The organism is Parahaliea maris (assembly GCF_008064665.1).
GTDB lineage: Bacteria > Pseudomonadota > Gammaproteobacteria > Pseudomonadales > Halieaceae > Parahaliea > Parahaliea maris.
On sequence record NZ_VRZA01000008.1, the window covers coordinates 146,563 to 166,316 of the forward strand.

Here is a 19,754-nt window from a genome sequence, read left to right on the forward strand (position 1 = left end):
GCGGTATGCTCAATCCGTTATCGACTGCTCGCGCGCAGTCACGGCGCCAACCTAGCGCAGGAAGGCCTCGTGCAGTCCACCATCCACGCTGATAATCTGGCCCGTCGTCTTGGACAGCTGCCCGGACACCAGCAGGTAGGCCGCTTCGGCCTGATCTTCCGGTGTGATGGCCTGCCGGGTCAGGGTGCGCTGGGCGTAGAAGCCCGCGAGCTTATCGCGAAGGCTCTCGTCATCATCACCTTCATCATAGGGCACACTGTATTTGTTCAACGACGCGAGCACACGATCCCTCGGGAACATGGTGCTGCCCTTGACCACGGTCGCCGGTGCCAGCCCGTTGACATTGACCAGCGGGGCCAGTTCCATGGCGAGCTCACGTACCAGGTGGTTGGCAGCCGCCTTGCTGGTGTCGTAGGCCAGCGAGCCGCGCTTGGATACCGCGGCGTTGACACTGGTCGTCAGCACCAGGGCGCCGCGCAGGTTCTGGGCCTGCCAGATTCTGTTCGCTTCGGTACCGACGATATAGGCCCCCTTCACATTCACCGCAAAACTCAGGTCGAACATCGCCTCGTCGGACAATCCGGCCTGTCCCGGGGCAACGAACACACCGGCGGTGACAATCACCTTGTCGATGCCACCATAGGCAAGGGTCGCCTTGCGGAACAGCGCCTCGACACTGTCGCGCTGCGTAATATCCACTTCCAGCGCCAGGGCCGGGCCACAGGCTGAGAGATCGCTGCCGGCGACACCAATGCCCTGCCCACGCTCAGCAATAATGTCACCGGCAGTGGCCTTCGCTCGCTCCAGTTTCAAGTCAGCGCAGACCACATGGGCACCTTCCCGCGCCGTACGCAAGGCCGTGGCTCGGCCGATCCCGTCGCCGGCACCGATCACCACAACCACATCCCGGGCCAGGGCCTGCTCCTTCGGCATCCGCTGCAGCTTGGCTTCCTCGAGTAACCAGTACTCGATATCAAAGGCCTCCTGCTGGGGCAATGCCACATATTCGCTGAGCGCTTCGGCACCGCGCATCACTTCGACTGCACAGTTGTAGAATTCGGCGGTTACCCGCGATTCACTCTTGTTCTTGCCCCAGGCGATCATTCCCACACCGGGAATGAGGCAAACTGTGGGGCTGGCCGGGCGTAGGGCCGGGGAGTTGTCGTGCCTGCAGGCTTGATAATAGGCGCGATAGTCCTCCCGATAGGTCGCGATGCCCTCCTCCAACTTACGCTTTAACTCGTCGATGCTCCCATCCTGTGGATTCCAGTCCACGTACAGGGGCTTGATCTTGGTGCGCAGGAAGTGGTCGGGGCAGGAGGTGCCCAACTCGGCCAGACGCGGCGCGTCCACAGAATTGATAAAGCGCAAAATCGTGTCATCGTACTGCACGGTGCCGATCATCTTGCCGTCAGTAGATACCAGGCCTCGCAGGAAGGGCAGCACCTCTGCCAGCACAGCGTCGCGCTCGACATCGCCAAGAGCGGAATAGCGCTGGCCCCCAAAGGTGTGTTCACCCTTGTCCCGGGCATCGATGAACGCCGCAGCCTTCTCGATTATCTCCAGAGTACTGTCATAGCAGGCTTTACTAGTTTCCGCCCAGTTGATCACCCCGTGTCCACCGAGCAGCACCCCTTTGGCATCAGGGTATTCCCGGCACAGGTCGCGCAGGCGCAAACCGAGGTCGAAGCCGGGCCGCTGCCACGGGCAGTAGGCCAGCGCACCACCCCAGATTTCGTACGTCAGGCGCTCGGCGTCGGCACAGGCCGCCACGGCAATAACCGCATTGGGGTGCATGTGGTCGACATGACTGTGGGGGATGTAGGCGTGCAGTGGCGTATCGATCGAGGGCGCCCGCGTGTTGAGGTTGAAGGTGGTGTGGTTGTAGAGCGCCACCATGTTGTCTTCAACCGGCGTTTTCGGGCCTTTCTGCGCCGATTCCTCGTAAATGGTCTCAAGCTGAAGCAGTTTGTCCTGGTAGAGGGACGCGAAGTTACCCGGGCCCGAGGTGCGCAGGTCACCGCCAGAGCCCTTCACCCACAGGACATCCACCGCCTCCCCGGTCAGAGGATCGCTGTCGCGGAACTTGGCCGAGGTATTACCGCCACCGGTATTGGTGATCCGCTGGTCAGACCCCAGCAGGTTGGAGCGGTAAACCAGTTGATCGAGGGGCGACATGCCCTCCGCAGCGGCTTCCTCCCAACAATAGTCCACGAAACGGTAATCAGATTTTGATTCAGACATGGGCGATGGCGCCTCCGGAGCGCCCGCGGAATTATCGGTATATGGCGGTGGACAATACAATCACTTTCAGTCTTTTTCAATCATTTTTTATCACGCAAAAAAATGACAATCACCACCGACATCGACTGATCGACGGCGCCGGCCACGCTGACGCGACATGTTGAGTGCGCACCAGATGACAAACACCGCTCCACAATTTCTGCACAATCCGCGCATAACTTGCGCACCGTGGATCTTGCCTATCACCAATGGCCACGTCCTTTCTAAACGCGATAAAAATTAAAGTGAAGAAGAGGATTTATCTCATGAAACACACTTCCATCTCGTTTCCGGGCAGTGCAGGCGCGAGGAGCAACAAGCGGTTCGCGGCGGTTTCACTTGCGCCCCTGGCATTCGCCATCAGCGGTCTGGCCGGAGCCCAGGATGGCGAAAGCAAGGTGCTCGAGGAGATCACCGTTTATGCGGAGAAACGCTCCGCCGATCTTCAGAACACCAGCATCGCCGTAGCGACGATCTCAGGTGATCAAGCGATCAAACAGGGTCTCGTCAACATGGGCGACCTGGTCAAGGACATGATCGGGGTCAACATTCAGGATGTCGGCGAGGGCAGTGCCGTCAACGTCCGCGGATTGGGCTGGGACATGCCGGTGGACGTTGGCGAAAACGCGGTTGCCATGTATTACGACGGCTCCGCCAACACCAGTCAGCAGGCTGCGATTTTCGGCTTCTACGACATGGAGCGCATGGAGGTTCTGCGCGGCCCTCAGGGTACGCTGTATGGACGAAATGCGACAGCGGGTGTCGTCCACGTCTACACCCGGTCTCCGGTTCCGGATGAAATGGAAGGCTACGCGCTCGCCGAGTTCGGTAACTACTCCCACAGCCGATACGAGGGAGCCGTTAATATACCGCTTACCGAGCATTCTGCCGTTCGTATTGCAGCCTCCGATATTGACCGTGACGGCTATATGTCGACCGGATCCGGGGATATCGACGGCACTGCGGTACGCGCCAAGTACGGATATATACCGAACGACAAGTTCCTGCTGACGCTCATCGGCGAGTATAACGACCTCGGCGGCGTGAGCCCGGATATCAACACACCGGCCGCTTCCTACGATGCGGGCGATCCTTACGTATCCAGCCGGGTTGATCCCAACCAGAAATACGAGTTTACCACCGAAAGATACAGCGCCATTGTCGAACTGGATGCGGGACCGGGCAGGATTACATTTACACCGGCCTACTCAGAGAGCGAGCGCGGTGGCACGACATTCATCCCCTTCCCTCCACCCGGCGCCCTGATGAACTACGGGGACGACGTACTGGAACAGACATCTGCCGAGTTGCGTTATGCCTCGTTGGCGGAATCTGAAATCCAGTGGGTCGTCGGTCTGTACTACTACGATCGAGAGCAGGAGCAGTCCGTTGCGATCGGCCCGTGTTCAGGAGCGGGCTGCTTTAGAGGCGCGACCTCAGAAGCCGTTTTCGGACAGGCTACAGTACCTGTTTCGGACAGCTTCCGGGTCATCGTGGGCGGCCGCTACAGCGAGGACGAGTCAACGCTCATACAGCGTAATGATCCGCCTGGAACACCGTTCGCTGATGCCGCGGAAACGTTCGACAACTTTACCTGGAAACTGGGTACCGAACTGGATCTTTCAGAAGATGCAATGGCCTATGCAACGATAGCCACGGGTACCCGGCCAGGCGGGTTCAACACCGGTGTGAATGTCGACAGCCCAACCTTCGCCGAAGAGAAGCTGACGAGTTACGAGGTCGGGATCAAGAGCCGCTGGCTGGAAGACACCTTGCAGGTTAATGCGGCGGCATTCTATTTTGACTACCAGGACTATCAGACCACCGATGCCGCGGGTGACCCGTTCCTCGACCCGGCGAACTTCTACGTGCAGTTCTTCAACGCGGCAGATGCGCGTAACCTCGGTGTGGAACTTGAAACGGTTGCCTTGATTGGCGATGCGACCCGGATCAATGCCGGCGTTTCCTATCTCGACGCCGAATACACGTCTGAGTTTGAACTGCATGAAAATCCGTTTTCCGATCCGATCAATCTGAAGAATGAGCCCCTGCCGCGCACGCCGAACTGGACAGTCAAGTTAGGTATCGATCACGACTTCCGCCTGGGCGATTTCGGTGTTCTAACCCTGGCCGCAGCAATGCGGTATCTCGATGATCACAAGGGCGCAGCAATACCGACACCAGTGACGGCCATAGATTCATACTCGGTCATTGATCTCAATGCCAGCTTCTCTCCCAATGAAGGCAACTGGAGTATTAACCTCTGGGCCAAGAATGCGGATGAAGAAGTCTACAAGATGGGCGCCAGCACTAATGATGTACAGGCGGGACCGCCTCGCATGTACGGTGCTTCCTTCCGCTACGATTTTTGAGGGATCTACCAGATTGCAAGCCGATTCCAGGGTGGCCGCCTGGCCGCCCCCCCTTCCACGGCAAAAAAGCGATTTTCACAGACAGGATGCCAGCCTTGTTGCTATCCAGCATATCGAATATTGGCTCTCATCGGTTTTCTACTCAGAGAAACTGACTGTTCGGACAACCGTAGGTTTGGTCCTTCACATCATTCCACGTTGCATAGGGCTGTGGAATGAACAGGATTTCGCTCGGAGGTTCATAGCCGGACAGCGGATCCTGTTTGACTGGCTCGATACCACCGGGGCCCGGGAAGAGTGAGGGAGCCTCACCGTTACCAAAGCAGTTTGGCTTGGGCGCGCCTCCGCTTTCTCCCGCTTGCCCCGCCATTTGGGCATCTGCATTACCTGCGCCAACACCTGCGGGTGGTGGGCCCATGCCCGGCCCGCCCATGCCTCCGCCCTTGCGGTCATCCGCTGCCCAACTGTTTCCAGGTGAAGCAGCCCAGTCGGTGAGGACGGTGAAGTGCAAAATCCTCCACTCGCCGTCAACCTTGATAAAGTCCACGCCGTAGCGTTCCCACATGTAGTTGGCGCTTTGTCGGCCACCGGGAGTCTGGGTTACCTGTCCGATGGAATACCAAATGCCTTTGGCACTTTTACCGTCTTTGGCGACTTCGATAACAGGCGTGGAGTTGGTATGGAACATTGAGGTTCCCGCGCCCAGGTTTTCATGTGTTACTTCCACACCGGGGTGTTGTTCGGCGAAAGCGACCAGATCACGCTTACGGAATTGGTCAAAATAGGTGACGTAGTAGTCCCAGAGCAGATCCTTTCCGACCCAGTATTCGTAGCCATTGCCCCAGCTGACATCGGGATGATCCAGAGCGAACAATTCTTCCAATTCACGTTTGTGCTGGCCTGATGAATAGTACCAGCCGTGACGGCTCATAACATTCTGTATCGCATGTACATCTTCGGCAATCGACACTCCGGCGCTCGATGGAGTGTCGTTCATCGCGCAGCCGCTGGCGAGAAGAGCTGAAGCGATCGCGACTGCGACAATATTTTTACAATGTTTTATCATCGTCTTGTTCCTTTGGTGTTTTTGCAGGGTGGTCTTGAGTTTGGTTTCTACGCTGTTAGTGCATGCTTTATGCGAATTGCCGATGTCAACGCAATCACAAAACTGATTGATGTCGTGAATACGGCGGCAGTGTCAGAATAGGGACAGGGAAACAGGCCCCAGTAGTCCGTAGTCTTCGTACTCGACATTCACAGTTGCATCCCACGGAGGAGCCGTAATAGCACCTTCGCTTATCAGGCGATTACCGAGAGGGGAAGTGATTTCGACCTCGATGACATTGAGGCCCTGGTGTAGATAGGCTCCAATTTCAGCCTCGAGAGAAAACAAATTGATGGGAACCTGCCTGCCGTTAATATGAACACGCGCACTGGACGAATCCCCAATAGAACCCAGTGCAAGGACTGCCCGGTTACCCGTCACCCACTCGCTCAATTGCAGTTCAGTTCGGTATCCGCCAATGCCCGAGACGGCCTCACCCAGTGCTCTTATGCTTTTCCAGGGAACGAGGGCAGTTGTCCCGACATCAACCAGGGATTTATGAGTATCACTTGATTGTTCTGTCGCCTTGTTCTCCTGCCAGTTTTCCACTTTCAACGACCAGTTATCGAGTTCTTCATATCGCGGGCTGCGATTCACGACGGGTTCGGAAATACCCTTCGATCTCGTCGCCAATGCGTTGAATAGCAATGTCGCCTCACCAGGTGCGAGAGAAATGAGTAAATGTCCGTTACTTTCTGCATTCAGATTCTCCACCGCTCCTGTCCAGGGATCGACCCGGTGTACCATCCCGCGACGTTGCAACTGCAGGTGGGAGCGCAGTGGTTCCGTGCCGGGGTTATAGAGAAAATACGCATCGTTGCCGTCAATATGACGTCTCACGCTGACGAGCCCCCCCTGAGGCGGCAAGAATTCCAACTCGGGACTCACCTCAAGTTTATTCAGCGCAGGTGGCAACTGATCGATGGACTCGACATGCACGACAGTCTCCTGTCGTAGAAGCGTGTCGATAATACTCCGAAGTTCGCTGTCCTGGCTGGCGTGGTCGGAATAGAACGGTACCTGATTGGGTGTTTCCCCCACAAAGGCAAGCTTCACCCCATGCTCATTGAGTCGCCGCAACTGTGTAGCTGACTCAACAGACAGGAACTTCTGGGAAGGCACAACTACGGCCTTGTACGCGGGGCCACCCGGAAGTAGAACACCTTGTTCGACTTGATCTGAAACGGTATTCAGAGCAGCCGGGGTCAAAATATCGTAGGTGAAGCCAGCGCTAGCCAGGCTTTGGTCTTCGACCACAGGCGCGCTCGTTCCGTACTGGAAGTGAATGACCGCCAGGTCTACCTTTGCGACTCCACGCTGGAGTACTGCCTGCACACGGCTAAAATAGTGAGCGAGTTGTTCAATGTGTTGCCAGTCGGGGTTGCGTGGCCCCCAGTAACCTGCCAGACCAAAACCAAAAGGTGATATGCCAGGCCAGCGCGAAGCGTTGGAATCGCTGTACGCCATGCCGTGAAATACCATCTGGTTGGCTCCCGCAGCAAAATTCTTGTTGGTCCACTGCAACATATCCAGCCAGGTCAACCTGTAGCCTTCGTTGGCAATGGCGCCGACTTCATCTGACACAATCGCACCTCCGCGCAGATGAGCGCCACCAGCGATCATGCGAAAACGATCATCACCCTGAACTGAGGGACCAAACCCCAGTGATTCGCCGTCGGGTCCGGGTATGGCCATGGCAGCGCGCACAATATCGACTCCGAGCCCGTACGCCTGTGCCCGAAACGACAACCCCAGACTGTGTGCCCACTGTTGCAGCGGCTGGAGATGATTTGAGATGTATAACTCGGTCAAAACCTCACGGAAATCGTTGCGAATACGATCACCCAGTGAAGAGTATTCGCCTTCGGCGCTCCCCAACTCATTGAGATTAAGTTCGTCATTGCCAAGCCCATTTACCCGATTATCCAGGAACAGAGGAAGGTAGGGTGTCAGATCGTAGCCGCGGAGGCGTTTGAATTCCGCCAGCAAGTCGGGAGTCCATGGCAACCCGCCGTACTCGAGTTCCAGGGAATCCTCAAACAGGGCACCGCCGTTTTCGCGCAACAGTTGCCGGGTTTCTGCGTCCAGCAAGTGCCTTTCCCAGAACTGCATCAGGGCCTCGGCACCCGCTTTACTGAGGTGGTCGATCACATAGTTGGGTCGGAATGTGGACGCCCCTTCCTTGTTCTGTTGAGCCGTGCCCCGCGCCCAGAAGGTAAAGAGCTGCCACTGCCCGTCGTCCGGTGGTGTCCAGCGAATAGAGTATTCACCAGTCCGGGGATCGACAATAGGGTCGCGAACAACCAGCATACCACCGGAGTCAAGCAGTGTGGCTGTTTTACGTAGAGTTCTGGCTTCGTGGTGCATGTCCCCCCAAGCCGCAAGCACCGTCTTTTCGACCTCTTCAGCGCCGATCACTCTCGCGGCGGTAACAGCAACAAGTCGCTCGGGATTGCGGTCTGGCTCCTCTACCTCGCGCAGCATGTTATTGGGTCCAGCATCCGCCTCTCCAAAGCCTGGAGCCCCCGGGGGTGGCGGCATGATGTTAGAGGAGAATGCCCTCGACGCCGGCAGTTCACCTGTATAGGTCCCACTGAACACTTCGGAGAAGCCCATGCGCAGTTCCTGGGATGCCGCCATATCCTCCGGTGTTATGGAAGGAACCGCAGCCGGCCAGGCCGGACTTATTGTGGTGTCAACCTGTAGACCCAGGCGATTCGCGTTTTTGAGAATCGTTTTGTACAGCGCATTCCAGCGAGTGCTGCCCCAGCCACTGTCGCGCATACGTGTTCTGGGATAGCGAGTGTCCCCCATGTGGATACAGAGCTCAACGCCCTTGAACTGCGCGCTGGCAACGGCCTCAAGCTGGCGGATTATCACTGCTTCCTCCACCTCTGCCGCGGGAAGCCACCAACGGAACATGGCGCTGTTTTCAGGTTTGGGGGAAAGCACTCCCGGAATCGAAGGGTCGAGGGAGGGCCTTTCCTGCGCAAAAGACGGATTTGTCAATAGCGTGACAATCAGTGACACGAGGAACAACACTTCCAAACGGACAGGTCGGCTTCTCATAATTGTTATCGCAATCGATCTGGCGGATCCAGGAGCGCCAGTGTACGCCTCTTTGTTGGGTGGAGAGCGCTCACCCGTTTCCCGGGGAACATTGTGACTCAGACAGCCTGGAGAAGGATTGTGCAGGGAATATGGAGCATGCAACAGTCAGTAAGTCTGCATATTCTCTCGATATTCGCTCGAAACAATAAGACAACCAATTTCAATAAAAAGAGATGCGACAGCCAATGATTCAACGACAACCTATCGTCTCGCGCCGCTCGATGTTCAGCGAAACCGTTCTCTCCCGGTTCCGGCTGAAAAGCTCAGCCAGACAGCCCGCTATTGGCTACCAGAGATTTAACGCCATCTCAGCGTCTGTATTGCCTGCATTAACCACAACAGCGGCATTGCTGATACCTGGCCCGGCATTCGCAGCCGAAGCCGTCACTCTGAAATTGGGAGAGTCATGGAAAGTTGATAAGACTACCCATCTCGATCTTTTCACCCTTGCAGATGGCGCTTCAGTTCTCGCACCCGATGGATACGATATTACCTTGACCGTAGATGGTGTCAGTACCCCCATCAAGCCGGGCACGTACCAGGGTGCGATTGTGCTTACCCCCACGCGAGAGTACCTGGTTGAATACCGCGGATACGCCCCATATCACTACCGCTCGGCGATTGTTATCAACGATAACAAACTGGTGGAAGATCAATCGGTTTTGTCCGCCGCGGGAAACGCCAGAATTGACGACCTCACGGCAACCGATGTGACGGTCGTGTCGCGTGAGGAAAATTTCAACGGTGTTCTGGTCGCCGGCGAATCGACCTATACCATCAACAACCTCACCATCGACATGGTCGGCAATGGGGGCAACGATTTCGCTGGCTGGGGCGCCGGAGTGATGTCGACTGACAACGCCCATGTCACGATTAACGGTGCGAAAATCCGTACCCGAGGCGCTATACGCCCTGCCCTGTTTATTGGTGGAAAAAGCACCATGACTGTCAATGACGCGGATATCGAAACGTTCAGTGGCACTCTGCCCGACGACTATCAATTTTCGATCGCGCCCGGGGAAATGATGGAGGTACCTTACGGACTCGGCTTGTGGGGTAATGTCCGGTCGACCAACCTGATCGATGAGGCAACGGTGTACTACAACAATTGTCGCATCAAGTCGCATGGTTGGGGAGCCCTGTCCAGTGACGGCAACGGGCCTACGCGAATGTTCGTGAACAAGTGTCTGATTGAAACCGAGGGTAGTGGCTATGGAGCCTACGCGAATGGAGACTCCCACGACTACTTCAGTCAAACGACATTTAACGTAACAGACGTGGGCGTTGTTGTCGGCGGCCCGGGTTGGGTCACCCTCACCGACCATAGCGTACTGAATTCACAAAAGTTGGGCATCATGATGCACCAGGGCGCTGGTGGATCCGTGCTGCGTGTAGAGAAAAAGAGCGAGATCAACAGCGTCAATACAGCGGTACAGGTCAAGGGCCGCGGCGCCGATATTATTGTCGATGATGCACTGCTTAACGCAGAAAATGGCATCCTGGTGCAAACCATGGAGAACGATGACCCAATAATGCAGGCAATGATGGCGGGCGCTCCCCCGCCAGGAGGAGCGCCGCCCCCGGGAATGGAGGCTCCCCCCACCATGCCTGGCGCTGATGCCATGAACTTCAGCCCCGATGTCAATGTAACTCTGCGTAATACAACCCTGAGCGGTAACATTGCCCATGCGATGCACGCCCATGGCGACATGAACGTCTACCTGATGAATGCAACGCTGACCGGGGCTATCAGTACTTCAGTGACGCGCCCTGCTTCAGGTAAGGAACCGACAAAGGAGACCTTTCAAACTGTTGGCGAGGTCGTTAATGACTACGCTCCCGTGGATTCCGAACACGAACTGAGGATCTATCTGGACTGGAACGCACATTGGCTGGTTGCAAAGACCAGCTTTCTGGACGCACTCGTTATCGCCGATGGGGCGCAACTGCAGGCCACCGAAGGTGCCAGCCTGGAAATGACGGTCAATGGCAAGGTCGTACCGATCAATCCGGGCACCTATGACGGCGAGATCGTCCTCCGGGTCTATTGACCGAAGCGACCGATGAAGAAATCAACCCAGTTTTCTGGTTACCTTTTCCTCGCGCTGGTTTTTCCATTTATGGTGAATGCCGGAGATTCGGTACCTCCTGTTCAAGCAGACGACCTGCCACCCGGCAGGTCAGCTGACCTGGCCACTCTCAGAAGCTACTGGCACAAAACGCGTATCGATCACTTCGAGACCGCGACCACGATGGGACAGAATGCCGCGCTGACAGTGTTTGGATATGTCGAAGTTCGCGCAGAAGCGCGAGTACTAAAGTCCGCGCAAGCACAAACCGTTGCACTCGATCTCTACTGGAACGAAGAGCTTCAGGATAACGCTACCGTTGCCACCAGCGAGTCCGTGCAAATGCTACTCGCCGCCGGGTACGAAAAAAAAGCCACGGAGGGCTTTATATACCAAGAGCCGTTTAAGGGTACCGTTCCGTTATATCTTTTTTATAGCGAAGAGCTGAAAGACTTTCGTACCTCTACACTCGCGCCCAAAGACCCCGCACTGCGGCAAGCCAATTATGTGCTTGTACGCATTGAGGGCTACGTATTTCCCGTCACTGCCACGGTGCCTGCATACTCCGACACATGAAATCGATACACTCCGGAACCCACCTGGTACACGGCACGACTTCCTGACTGCCGAAGCCATTGCGCTCCAGCTGACGCTTTTACCGCTTCTGCGGAATGCGCGGGAACGTGGATCTCGGCAACAGCGCCCACCGGTACGATCACTTCGAGGTCGAGCTGCCCGTCCCGGATTTTCCAATCGGAACTCACCTTCCCGAGAGGGGTTTTTATGGCAGCACGCGCATAACTGATGTCTGCCACGGGTTGGGGCGCAATGCGGATCGTCCGATATCCCGGTGAAGTTTCTCGAATACCAGCCAGGTACTGGAATAGCCAATCGTCTATCGTGCCGCGAAAGGCGTGATTATGGGAGCGCGCGTGCTCATGCCACGCCTCCCAGTGAGTGTCAACGATAATCGTTTCACCACCTTTAGCCTCACTACCGTCCAACGTCAAAAACCAGTAACCCCACCCGGGGAAGGACGGTGTCGTGGCAGCGCGGTACGCGAGCTCACCACCGCCACATTCACTCAGGGTGGGCATCACATCTTTCAATACCGTGGCACCGGTGGTGATATGCTCGCCGTGCGTTTCTCCAACGTCCGTCAGCAGCTGCTTGCACAATTCAGCGCGGTCGGCCGCTGGCACCAGGCCCAGAGCGAGCGGCAGTACGTTATCGGTCTGAAATTGCCTGGCGTCCACTTCAGCGGCGGGCAATTGAACCATCATCGGAATATCATCAGGCATTTGTTCCGGCAACTCGACCCCCGGCGGAGGCCCCATCTGGGGGGGCTGGTAAGGGAAGTCGTAGTGCCTGGCCCGTGGATCATAGTATTTCGTATTTATTGCCCGCCCCACCCTGCGGGCAAAATCTGAGTAAATGCCCGCGTCGTCGTGGTTACCCAACGCGTCAGCTATTTCAGCCAGGGCCGATGCAGAACGATAGATATATGCCGTACCTACAAGTTGGTTATCCATGCCACTCCCGTAGGCGGGTTCGTGGTCACCCCAGGTTTTGCCCGTAAACAGGTAATCGGTGGAAGCGAGTTCGCGCATCCACTTTGCCATCCAGCGAGTCATCCCGGCGTAGTTTTCACGCAGCGTACGTAGATTACCGCGCTGTCGGTAAAGCGCATGATTGACCAGCACATAACTCGAAGACCAAATGGGATCACTGGTGAGGCCCACAAAGGGGTCCTCCTGGGGCCCACCGGGGTTCTGGTTCGGGACGATCACCGCCAGTCCACCATCGGCGGCCTGGTTGTCGCGGTGATCCAGCATCCACTTTTCCCAGAAATTCTCGGAAGCCAGGTTCATCAACGCACTATCCACGATCAGCAGCGCATCCGCGGCCCAACCACGCTTTTCGTACATTGGCGTATCCGTTGGAATGTGATGCAGATTACTCACGGTGGATTGCACCATCGCACGGTGGTACCGGTTCAACAGTTCATCAGAACTTTCGAAGACACCTGTGACCGGAATGTCATTGTTCAGCAACAAGCCCTCGACTTGCTCGATCCTCACTTCCTCAGGGGCATCGACCTGAACGAAACGGTAGCCGTTGTAGCTGTAGCTTGGCGTATAGATTTCGCCCTCTGGGTCTCCACGCAAGGTGTAGCTGTACACCTGCACCGGGGTGCCGCCGAAGGGACCATCATTGCCGGAATTGATCGTTCCCTCGCTGGTAAGCTTTTCGCCATATTTGATCGTCACACTGCTGCCGGCAGGTCCTGAAAGTCGAATACGCGCCCAGCCAGCCCTTGTGGTTTTGAAGTCATAGAGGGTGGTCGTACTGGTGACCGGGATACGGCTGGGACTGCTCAACTCACCGGTGACTCTGACGGGCTCGATATCCTGAGCCTTGAGTGCACCGGAGGGCGCGATTGCCAGCAGCGCCCGGGCCCAGTCCCTGTCATCGAAATCGACGTCGTTCCAGCCCGGCTGCTGGAGCCGCGCATCGTATACCTCGCCATATTTGACTGAATTCGTTAGCGTCGGCCCATCAGACGCCTTCCATGAAGCATCACTCAGGATTTCCCTCTCGGTGCCGTCGTCAAATCGCACCAGCAAATGCAGCTTGAGTTTCGGTTCGCTGAGCCAGGGCGCGACCGCAGTATCAATGTTATTGTAATCGGCGTAGAACCCGCGTCCCAGGCTGACACCGATCGCGTTACTACCCGGCCTTAACATATCTGTTATGTCATAGGTCACATACATGACGCGGCGATCGAAAGGGGTAAATGCCGGGTCCAACTCGTGATCTCCGATCCGGCTCCCATTGAGGTATGCCTTGTAGTAGCCCAGACCGGCAATGTAGGCACGCGCAACGCTGATCTGCTTGTCCGGCAAGTCAAATTCCGAGCGCAACAGCGCCTCCGGGGACTCCGAGTCCCCGCGGGTTCTAACCCGGCCGATCCATTCTCCCTGAAACTCCTGCGAGTCGATGAAGGCGGTTTCAAACCAGGTCAGTGTACTCCATTCCGAAGCCCTGTCTTCATCCCAAACCCGGGCAGCAATATGGTAGCGTGTGCGCGACTGCAATTTCGGGCCGGTATAGACAATATCGAACGAATCCCCGGATTCGACCCGACCGCTCGACCAGACATCACCTCTATTATCACGGTTGCTGGAAACCCGTATTTCGTAAGCGGTCTGCCTGGCTCCGTTGTAGTTTGCCTCGACGATCCAGCCTATACGAGGCTCTGGGGTATCGATGCCTAACGGTTGCTGACGATGCTCGACGGTGAGGTCTGTCACCGACAGCGAGTCAGCCGGTGCCGGTTCCTGCACTGCCCCGGCGGCGGCCAGGGCATTCAGAACGTACAGGATAACTCCCATGACTGTGGTGATCAGGTAGTTGCGTTGTGCCGTCATTGGAGATGTCCGTTTATTGTAGATTATGGGTGCTTGCTGGCCATGCTAGGGAGCGATTTTGCAGGGATTGTGGAGACGCAGCGCGGGGTCACCCCCTGCACGGCAAGAAAATGATCCACAATTTCTCCATATTTGGGCTTCACTGTTGAGAATATTCGCAGTTGCGCAAGCAGGAATTATAGAATAATGAAAATATCCCGACGCCGGTTTGTCACCGGCGCCAGTACCGTTCTGGCGACCTCAATGCTTCCCTGCGGGTTTGCTCGCTCCGCCTCGACGCCCGTGACCGGCTGTAGCACCATTCCCCTACCCCCTATGGAGGAACGCCCCAGGTTCCGCTGGTGGTGGCCCGGAGGCTATGTCGAGCCGGATCAGATCGAGAGGGAAGTGGCCGCCATGGCGGATGCCGGCTTCGGTGGCTTCGAAATTGCCGACGTGCGCGACGGAATTCAGGTACCGCTGGATCCGAAGACCTACGGCTGGGGGTCAAAACGCTGGGTAGCGGCAGTCGAACGCGCGCTGGAGGTTGCGGCCCAGCGGGGGCTGAAAGCCGATATCACTCTGGGGGCGCATTGGCCGACCGGCGTGCCGGGTGTTACCCCCGACGATCCCGCCGCAGCCAAGGAACTTGTTCACGGCCTGTTGATTCTCGATGGCGGTGAATCCTACAGCGGCACCCTGCCAGCGTTTGCGAAACCGGCGTCAGGTCTGCACATGCACACTGTACCGCCCAGGGTCACAGCGCAATTGCTACGCGTACAGGCGTACCGCGAGTTGCGTGTAGAATCCGGGACTACCGTTCTCGACCCCGCGTCCAGGATTGATCTCACCGACACGGTGACTGACGGCGCCCTTGACTGGCAGGCGCCAGCCCAGGGGCGCTGGCATTTGTTCGCATTCTGGGTCCGGGGCACTGCGCAAACGCAAAACCTGTTCGACCGCGCCATAGCGACATCCATGTTGTCAGACCCGGTCGCCTGTGCCGTAGACGTGTACGGAAAAGCGGGAACCCGCGCTTGCATCGATTACTGGGAGAACCACCTGCTTCCTCCGCGAACTCGCACTCTACTGCGCCAGATTGGGGGGAATTTCTTCGAAGACTCGCTGGAGTTGAAGGCGGTCAAACACTGGTCGCCGGATCTCCCCAGGGAATTTCTCCAACTTCGCGGTTACGACGTCTTTCCGTTCCTCCCCCTGCTCGCCGTGTCAGCGGACGACGTCGGTGAACTACCGCCCTGGATAGAGGAGAAGCCGCCGCGTTTGTACCAACTGGACGGAATTGACCCGGATCGCTTCGACGAGGATTTCCAGCAGACGTTGACGCAAATGTATGCGAACAACCGTATCAGGTCGCTATCCGAGTGGGCGAGGACGCTCGGAATGGGTATGCGCGCACAGTGCTCCGGCCTGGCCGCAGCCTACTGCGATGTGCCGGAAGGGGATAACGCAGACAATATCGACAGTTTCAGCGCCAAGGCCGCGGCCAGGGACATCGCCGGTAACAGAATTCTTTCTGATGAGGCTGCCACGTTTATCGGCGGCCAGGCACACGTGGCGGACTGGAAGCTGTTACTTTTCATGTTACAGCGCGACTTCGCGGGAGGCGTCAATCAGGTAGTGCTTCACGGGTTCAGTTACGCAGACTCCCCCGATGCGAAATGGCCCGGATTTTCGGCGTTTGGGCGTGTCATTGGCAACGACTGGGGGCCGCGTAGCCCCCTTTGGCATCACGCCAGCGATATTTCTGGCTATCTGGGGCGTCTCCAGCATCTCTTACAGAGTGGACGCTCCCAGGCGGATGTGGTGGTACTGGAGCCTATCAGCCGAAGTAGTGTCGCCGCCAACTTCAATCGCAGCGGCTCGTCGTTTGGGGAGGCACTGCGACTCTCTGGCTACACGCGACACCACATTCAACCGGACCTTCTCAACCACCCCAAGGCTGCGGTAGAGGGCGGTGTGTTGACGCCCAATGGGGCGGGCTACCGGGCCCTGGTACTGGTGCCCACCCAGGAAATGGCGCCAGAGACCGCGGAAAAGCTGCGGGATTTTGCGGCGGCGGGTTTGCAGCTTATCCTGATCGGCGCTGCGCCAACAGACGTTCCCGGACTGCATGATATCAAGGCGAGGAAGCACCGCCTCGCTCAGGCATGGCAGCATTTACACACCTATAAATCTGTCCACACGGTCGCAACCGAGCAGGCCGCCATTGACAAGCTGAACCAGGTGGGAGTCGCTCCAGTACTGGGCTTTTCGGCACAGTGTCGCGTGCTGCCCATTGTGCGAGTCCATGCGAACTGGACCGATTACTACCTGCTCAACGATTCCGATGCAGAAATACCCCTGACCATGTCCTTTCGCGGTACTGGCGCGGCCACGGAAATCGATCTCTGGAGCGGTAACCAGTACCGTCTCGAGAATTTTCAGGCAGCAGCGGGCCGCATTCGGGGGCCGCTGACCTTCAAGGCCAATGAGGCCCGCATTATCCGCTTACATCACCGTAATTCCACCTGTAAAGACTCGCCTGTCCGAAACCCGCTGGCTGCGCTCAAAACTCAATTACCCCTGCAGCAGTGGCAACTGCGTGTTGAAGACTGGCAGCCCGGCGATGATGCCACGACCACGCGCAAGACGGTCCACCAGCTACAGCTCGAAAAGTTGTCTGCCTGGTCCGATATCGCACTGCTGCGTGACGTTTCCGGTATTGGCCACTACTCCACACAGCTGTCGTTGCCGAAAACCTGGCGCCCCACGGACGGCGCAGTGCTGGACATCGGGCGCGTGGGTGGGAGTTTCCGGCTTCGCATTAATGGTCGGGACCTACCGCCGCTCAACCAGTTCGAAAGCCGGTTTGAAGTGGCGGAGTGGCTGCAGGCAGGTAATAACGACATCGAGGTGGAGGTAGCGACTACGCTGAACAATCGGTTGAGGTCGCTGGGGCCAGACGCGGGAATAAGCCTCCCGATCGGCGTGGAGATGCCCGACGCCCAGTTTTCCGATGACTGGCGACCGCCGGCGGATGCTGATGCCATGGCACCGCCTACGGGCACTTATCTGGGGGCGCCCCTGGCCGGACCCGATGCCATGATGGCTCCCGGCGCCACGGCCCCTGGCGGAGGTCGTCGGGTTCAGGCTTACGGACTCATCGGGCCGGTTACTATCAGCCATGGCTGACGGGCAGGTAAACGGGCCATCGATTCTACAGGAGAGACTATTGTGAGACTCATGCAACAGGCAATCCATCGCCTGACAGCCAACCTCGTTACCTGTGCGGTCATACTGATGGTTCCCGGCTCCGTAACCGCTGGGGACCATGACTACTCCCTGGCTGACAGCCCCAACAAACTAACCGCGCTGAGGTACATCTACCTGGCAAACAATGAAGGCAGGTTCGCGGAAGCCCGCAAGCAGTTTTATGACCCAGCAGCGCTTGAGGAAGACGACAAGCGACGTCGAGCGCGGCTAAAGGAGATCACCCTGGCATCCGGTGTCGCAGCGCCAGAAAAAGCCAGCCTCCCGCCACCGCCAAGCCCTGTCTTTACCGTTAAACGGGTGGTGGAAGAAGGTGATGTCGTGGTGGTACTGGCTTTTGTCGAGGGCGTCGGTATCGGTGATCAAATAACCACATTCATGGGCACTCCCGGCGGAACCAAAATCGGCGATGCCGTTGTGGAAATATTTCGGTTCAATGCACAGGGTAAAATACTGAGGAAGTGGGATGTAATAGAACCGCTGTCAGAGGCCACCTACGATTTTCGTTAAAAGGGAACAACCATCAGGACAAGTATTGGATCTCTGCATATTTCCTCCCCAATTCAGACTTAGCATTACCATTGTCACTAACAAATATAACGACTGGATGCCATGAACAAGACCACCCGTTTAATAGCGCATGTGTCACTACTCGCTACCCTGGTGCCACTTTCGGCGCACTCTTCGGACAGCGAAAGGGCTGCTGGAAATCCCGATTTCAGCAAGGTGACAGCCGCCGTCGACAAAAACTCTGATGGAAAGATGTCGAGAAGTGAATGGCAAGGCGCCGGACTCCCCATGTCTTCTTTCAACATGTTCGAAAGCGGACGAGGCTATGTTACACAGAAAGACTACGAAGTTAACCCCGCGCCAGGAGGTATTGATGGCGACGGCGACGGATTCCTGACGGTCGAAGAGTTTATCGAATTCGACAAAAAGATGTCGGCTGCTGGCGGTCCGGGTGGCCCACCACCAGGAGGGCCACCGCCTCGGCCAAAGGATCAATAGACATCCCTGATCAGCTAGCGAGCACGCTCTCACGCAACATTACCCCATAGCCGGCATGTAGCCTCGCTAGTGATCGCGAATCGACATTCAACTACATGGTAGAAAAGAGGAAATAAAAATGATGTTCAAGAAAAGTCTTAGCGCGCTGGCTATCACTGGTGCCGTACTCGCAGGAGGTATAGCGCTGCAGGTATCCGTCCCTGCCAACGCTGAAAGCCGTCCAACCATCAGCCAGGGCGAGGCGGCCTACGCTGCGTTGCAGGTCCAGAACACCATGAGCAGGCATGCCTACTATCATGCCGCGGGAATGAATCTGGAGGAAGTCGATACGTTATGGGTTGACCCCAAGGGGCCGAATGCAGCCTCAGCCACCTTTGCCAGCCCCATGTGGGTGATGGCCGGACTGGAGACGGTTCGCAACGCCTACGGCAAGGAAAATCAGGCGAATCGCGAGAAGGCGCTCAAAGCGATTCAGGCGGTTGATCCCAGTATTGAGTTCACTGCAGCAAATCTGGGTGCGGGGCACGAGTGGGCCATGCACACCAACACAACGCCGATTATTGAGGTGGCCGGCGACGGTAAAACCGCCAAGGGTGTCTGGTACTCTCCCGGGGTTGGCTTGATGGCAAAAGTCACTGACGATGACGCGGAGGTGAACAGTGTGTTTTTCTGGGAAAAGTACGCGGCAGATTTCATAAAAGAGAACGGAAAGTGGAAAATCTGGCACCTGCAGATGGCCTACGATTTCACCCCGGGTTTCCCGAAAGAGATGATCGAGGCCATTGAGATTATCAACGGCAGCCTGACCCCGGCTGGAGATGATGGCCCCATGCGCCAGGCTGGCGAGCGCATGGCCGAGCTCCCTCCCGGTTTCCAGAAGCCGGCCTATTCCTACCCGCCCTACTCTCCGACGCGGCCGGGCCTCATCTACCCTCGCCTCCCTGAGCCCTACTATACGTTCTCTGAGACATTCTCCTACTGTAACTGCGATAGCACCAACAGACCCGACAATTCCGCCACCCTCGGCATCGTAAAGCTTAAGGAATAATCGCGAAATTGTGGTCCACTGTCGCCCTGGAACGTAAATCGTTCCAGGGCGTTTTTTATTGGAGCCGGGTCGTGTAAT

Annotated in this window: 11 protein-coding genes; 7 read left to right on the forward strand and 4 right to left on the reverse strand. The window is 57.0% G+C overall.

Annotation, left to right across the window (positions count from 1 at the left end; all coding sequences use genetic code 11):
• Positions 1 to 51: 51 nt before the first annotated feature.
• Entirely contained in the window at positions 52 to 2,244 is a 2,193-nt protein-coding gene (locus tag FV139_RS18635) for a bifunctional rhamnulose-1-phosphate aldolase/short-chain dehydrogenase (RefSeq protein ID WP_148069991.1), read from the reverse strand.
• Between the two features lie 305 nt (positions 2,245 to 2,549).
• Between FV139_RS18635 and FV139_RS18640 the strand changes: the two genes are divergently transcribed.
• Positions 2,550 to 4,655 carry a TonB-dependent receptor gene (locus FV139_RS18640; protein WP_187276638.1) on the forward strand — a complete coding sequence of 702 codons (2,106 nt, stop codon included), beginning with the start codon at positions 2,550 to 2,552 and terminating at the stop codon, positions 4,653 to 4,655.
• Between the two features lie 142 nt (positions 4,656 to 4,797).
• On the opposite strand, the gene FV139_RS18645 is transcribed toward FV139_RS18640, so the two are convergent.
• Positions 4,798 to 5,721, reverse strand: coding sequence for a nuclear transport factor 2 family protein (locus tag FV139_RS18645; protein WP_148069993.1), 924 nt, complete (start codon positions 5,719 to 5,721; stop codon positions 4,798 to 4,800).
• Positions 5,722 to 5,853: 132 nt separating this feature from the next.
• Positions 5,854 to 8,790, reverse strand: a complete 2,937-nt coding sequence (locus FV139_RS18650; protein WP_187276639.1) for a glycosyl hydrolase — start codon at positions 8,788 to 8,790, stop codon at positions 5,854 to 5,856.
• A gap of 266 nt (positions 8,791 to 9,056) precedes the next feature.
• Between FV139_RS18650 and FV139_RS18655 the strand changes: the two genes are divergently transcribed.
• On the forward strand, positions 9,057 to 10,922 hold the full coding sequence (locus FV139_RS18655) for a hypothetical protein (RefSeq protein ID WP_148069995.1): 1,866 nt from the start codon (positions 9,057 to 9,059) through the stop codon (positions 10,920 to 10,922).
• 12 nt (positions 10,923 to 10,934) lie between these two features.
• Positions 10,935 to 11,516, forward strand: a complete 582-nt coding sequence (locus FV139_RS18660) for a hypothetical protein (protein WP_148069997.1) — start codon at positions 10,935 to 10,937, stop codon at positions 11,514 to 11,516.
• On the opposite strand, the gene FV139_RS18665 is transcribed toward FV139_RS18660, so the two are convergent.
• Positions 11,468 to 14,371, reverse strand: a complete 2,904-nt coding sequence (locus FV139_RS18665) for a family 78 glycoside hydrolase catalytic domain (protein ID WP_148069998.1) — start codon at positions 14,369 to 14,371, stop codon at positions 11,468 to 11,470. The two genes, FV139_RS18660 and FV139_RS18665, sit on opposite strands and share 49 nt — an antisense overlap.
• Before the next feature lie 186 nt (positions 14,372 to 14,557).
• On the opposite strand from FV139_RS18665, the gene FV139_RS18670 reads away from it, so the two are divergent.
• The 4 genes from FV139_RS18670 (at position 14,558) to FV139_RS18685 (ending at position 19,676) form a co-directional block, all read left to right on the forward strand.
• Complete coding sequence (locus tag FV139_RS18670; RefSeq protein WP_148069999.1) at positions 14,558 to 17,542, forward strand: glycosyl hydrolase; 2,985 nt, start codon at positions 14,558 to 14,560, stop codon at positions 17,540 to 17,542.
• 42 nt (positions 17,543 to 17,584) lie between these two features.
• The gene (locus FV139_RS18675) at positions 17,585 to 18,130 is read left to right on the forward strand and encodes a hypothetical protein (RefSeq protein WP_148070000.1); all 546 of its coding nucleotides are present in this window, start codon (positions 17,585 to 17,587) and stop codon (positions 18,128 to 18,130) included.
• A 102-nt stretch (positions 18,131 to 18,232) separates the two neighbouring features.
• A complete protein-coding gene (locus FV139_RS18680) occupies positions 18,233 to 18,628 on the forward strand; it encodes a hypothetical protein (RefSeq protein WP_148070001.1) in 396 nt (131 codons plus the stop codon).
• A gap of 118 nt (positions 18,629 to 18,746) precedes the next feature.
• Positions 18,747 to 19,676, forward strand: coding sequence for a nuclear transport factor 2 family protein (locus FV139_RS18685; RefSeq protein WP_213004173.1), 930 nt, complete (start codon positions 18,747 to 18,749; stop codon positions 19,674 to 19,676).
• The last annotated feature ends 78 nt before the right edge of the window (positions 19,677 to 19,754 follow it).

Excerpts from the sequence above, each read along its gene's own strand:
- FV139_RS18635 (WP_148069991.1), bottom strand. The coding sequence starts at position 2,244 with ATGTCTGAATCAAAATCTGATTACCGTTTCGTGGACTATTGTTGGGAG.
- FV139_RS18665 (WP_148069998.1), bottom strand. The coding sequence starts at position 14,371 with ATGACGGCACAACGCAACTACCTGATCACCACAGTCATGGGAGTTATC.
- FV139_RS18680 (WP_148070001.1), top strand. The coding sequence starts at position 18,233 with ATGAACAAGACCACCCGTTTAATAGCGCATGTGTCACTACTCGCTACC.
- FV139_RS18685 (WP_213004173.1), top strand. The coding sequence starts at position 18,747 with ATGATGTTCAAGAAAAGTCTTAGCGCGCTGGCTATCACTGGTGCCGTA.
- FV139_RS18640 (WP_187276638.1), top strand. The coding sequence starts at position 2,550 with ATGAAACACACTTCCATCTCGTTTCCGGGCAGTGCAGGCGCGAGGAGC.
- FV139_RS18660 (WP_148069997.1), top strand. The coding sequence starts at position 10,935 with ATGAAGAAATCAACCCAGTTTTCTGGTTACCTTTTCCTCGCGCTGGTT.
- FV139_RS18645 (WP_148069993.1), bottom strand. The coding sequence starts at position 5,721 with ATGATAAAACATTGTAAAAATATTGTCGCAGTCGCGATCGCTTCAGCT.
- FV139_RS18655 (WP_148069995.1), top strand. The coding sequence starts at position 9,057 with ATGATTCAACGACAACCTATCGTCTCGCGCCGCTCGATGTTCAGCGAA.
- FV139_RS18670 (WP_148069999.1), top strand. The coding sequence starts at position 14,558 with ATGAAAATATCCCGACGCCGGTTTGTCACCGGCGCCAGTACCGTTCTG.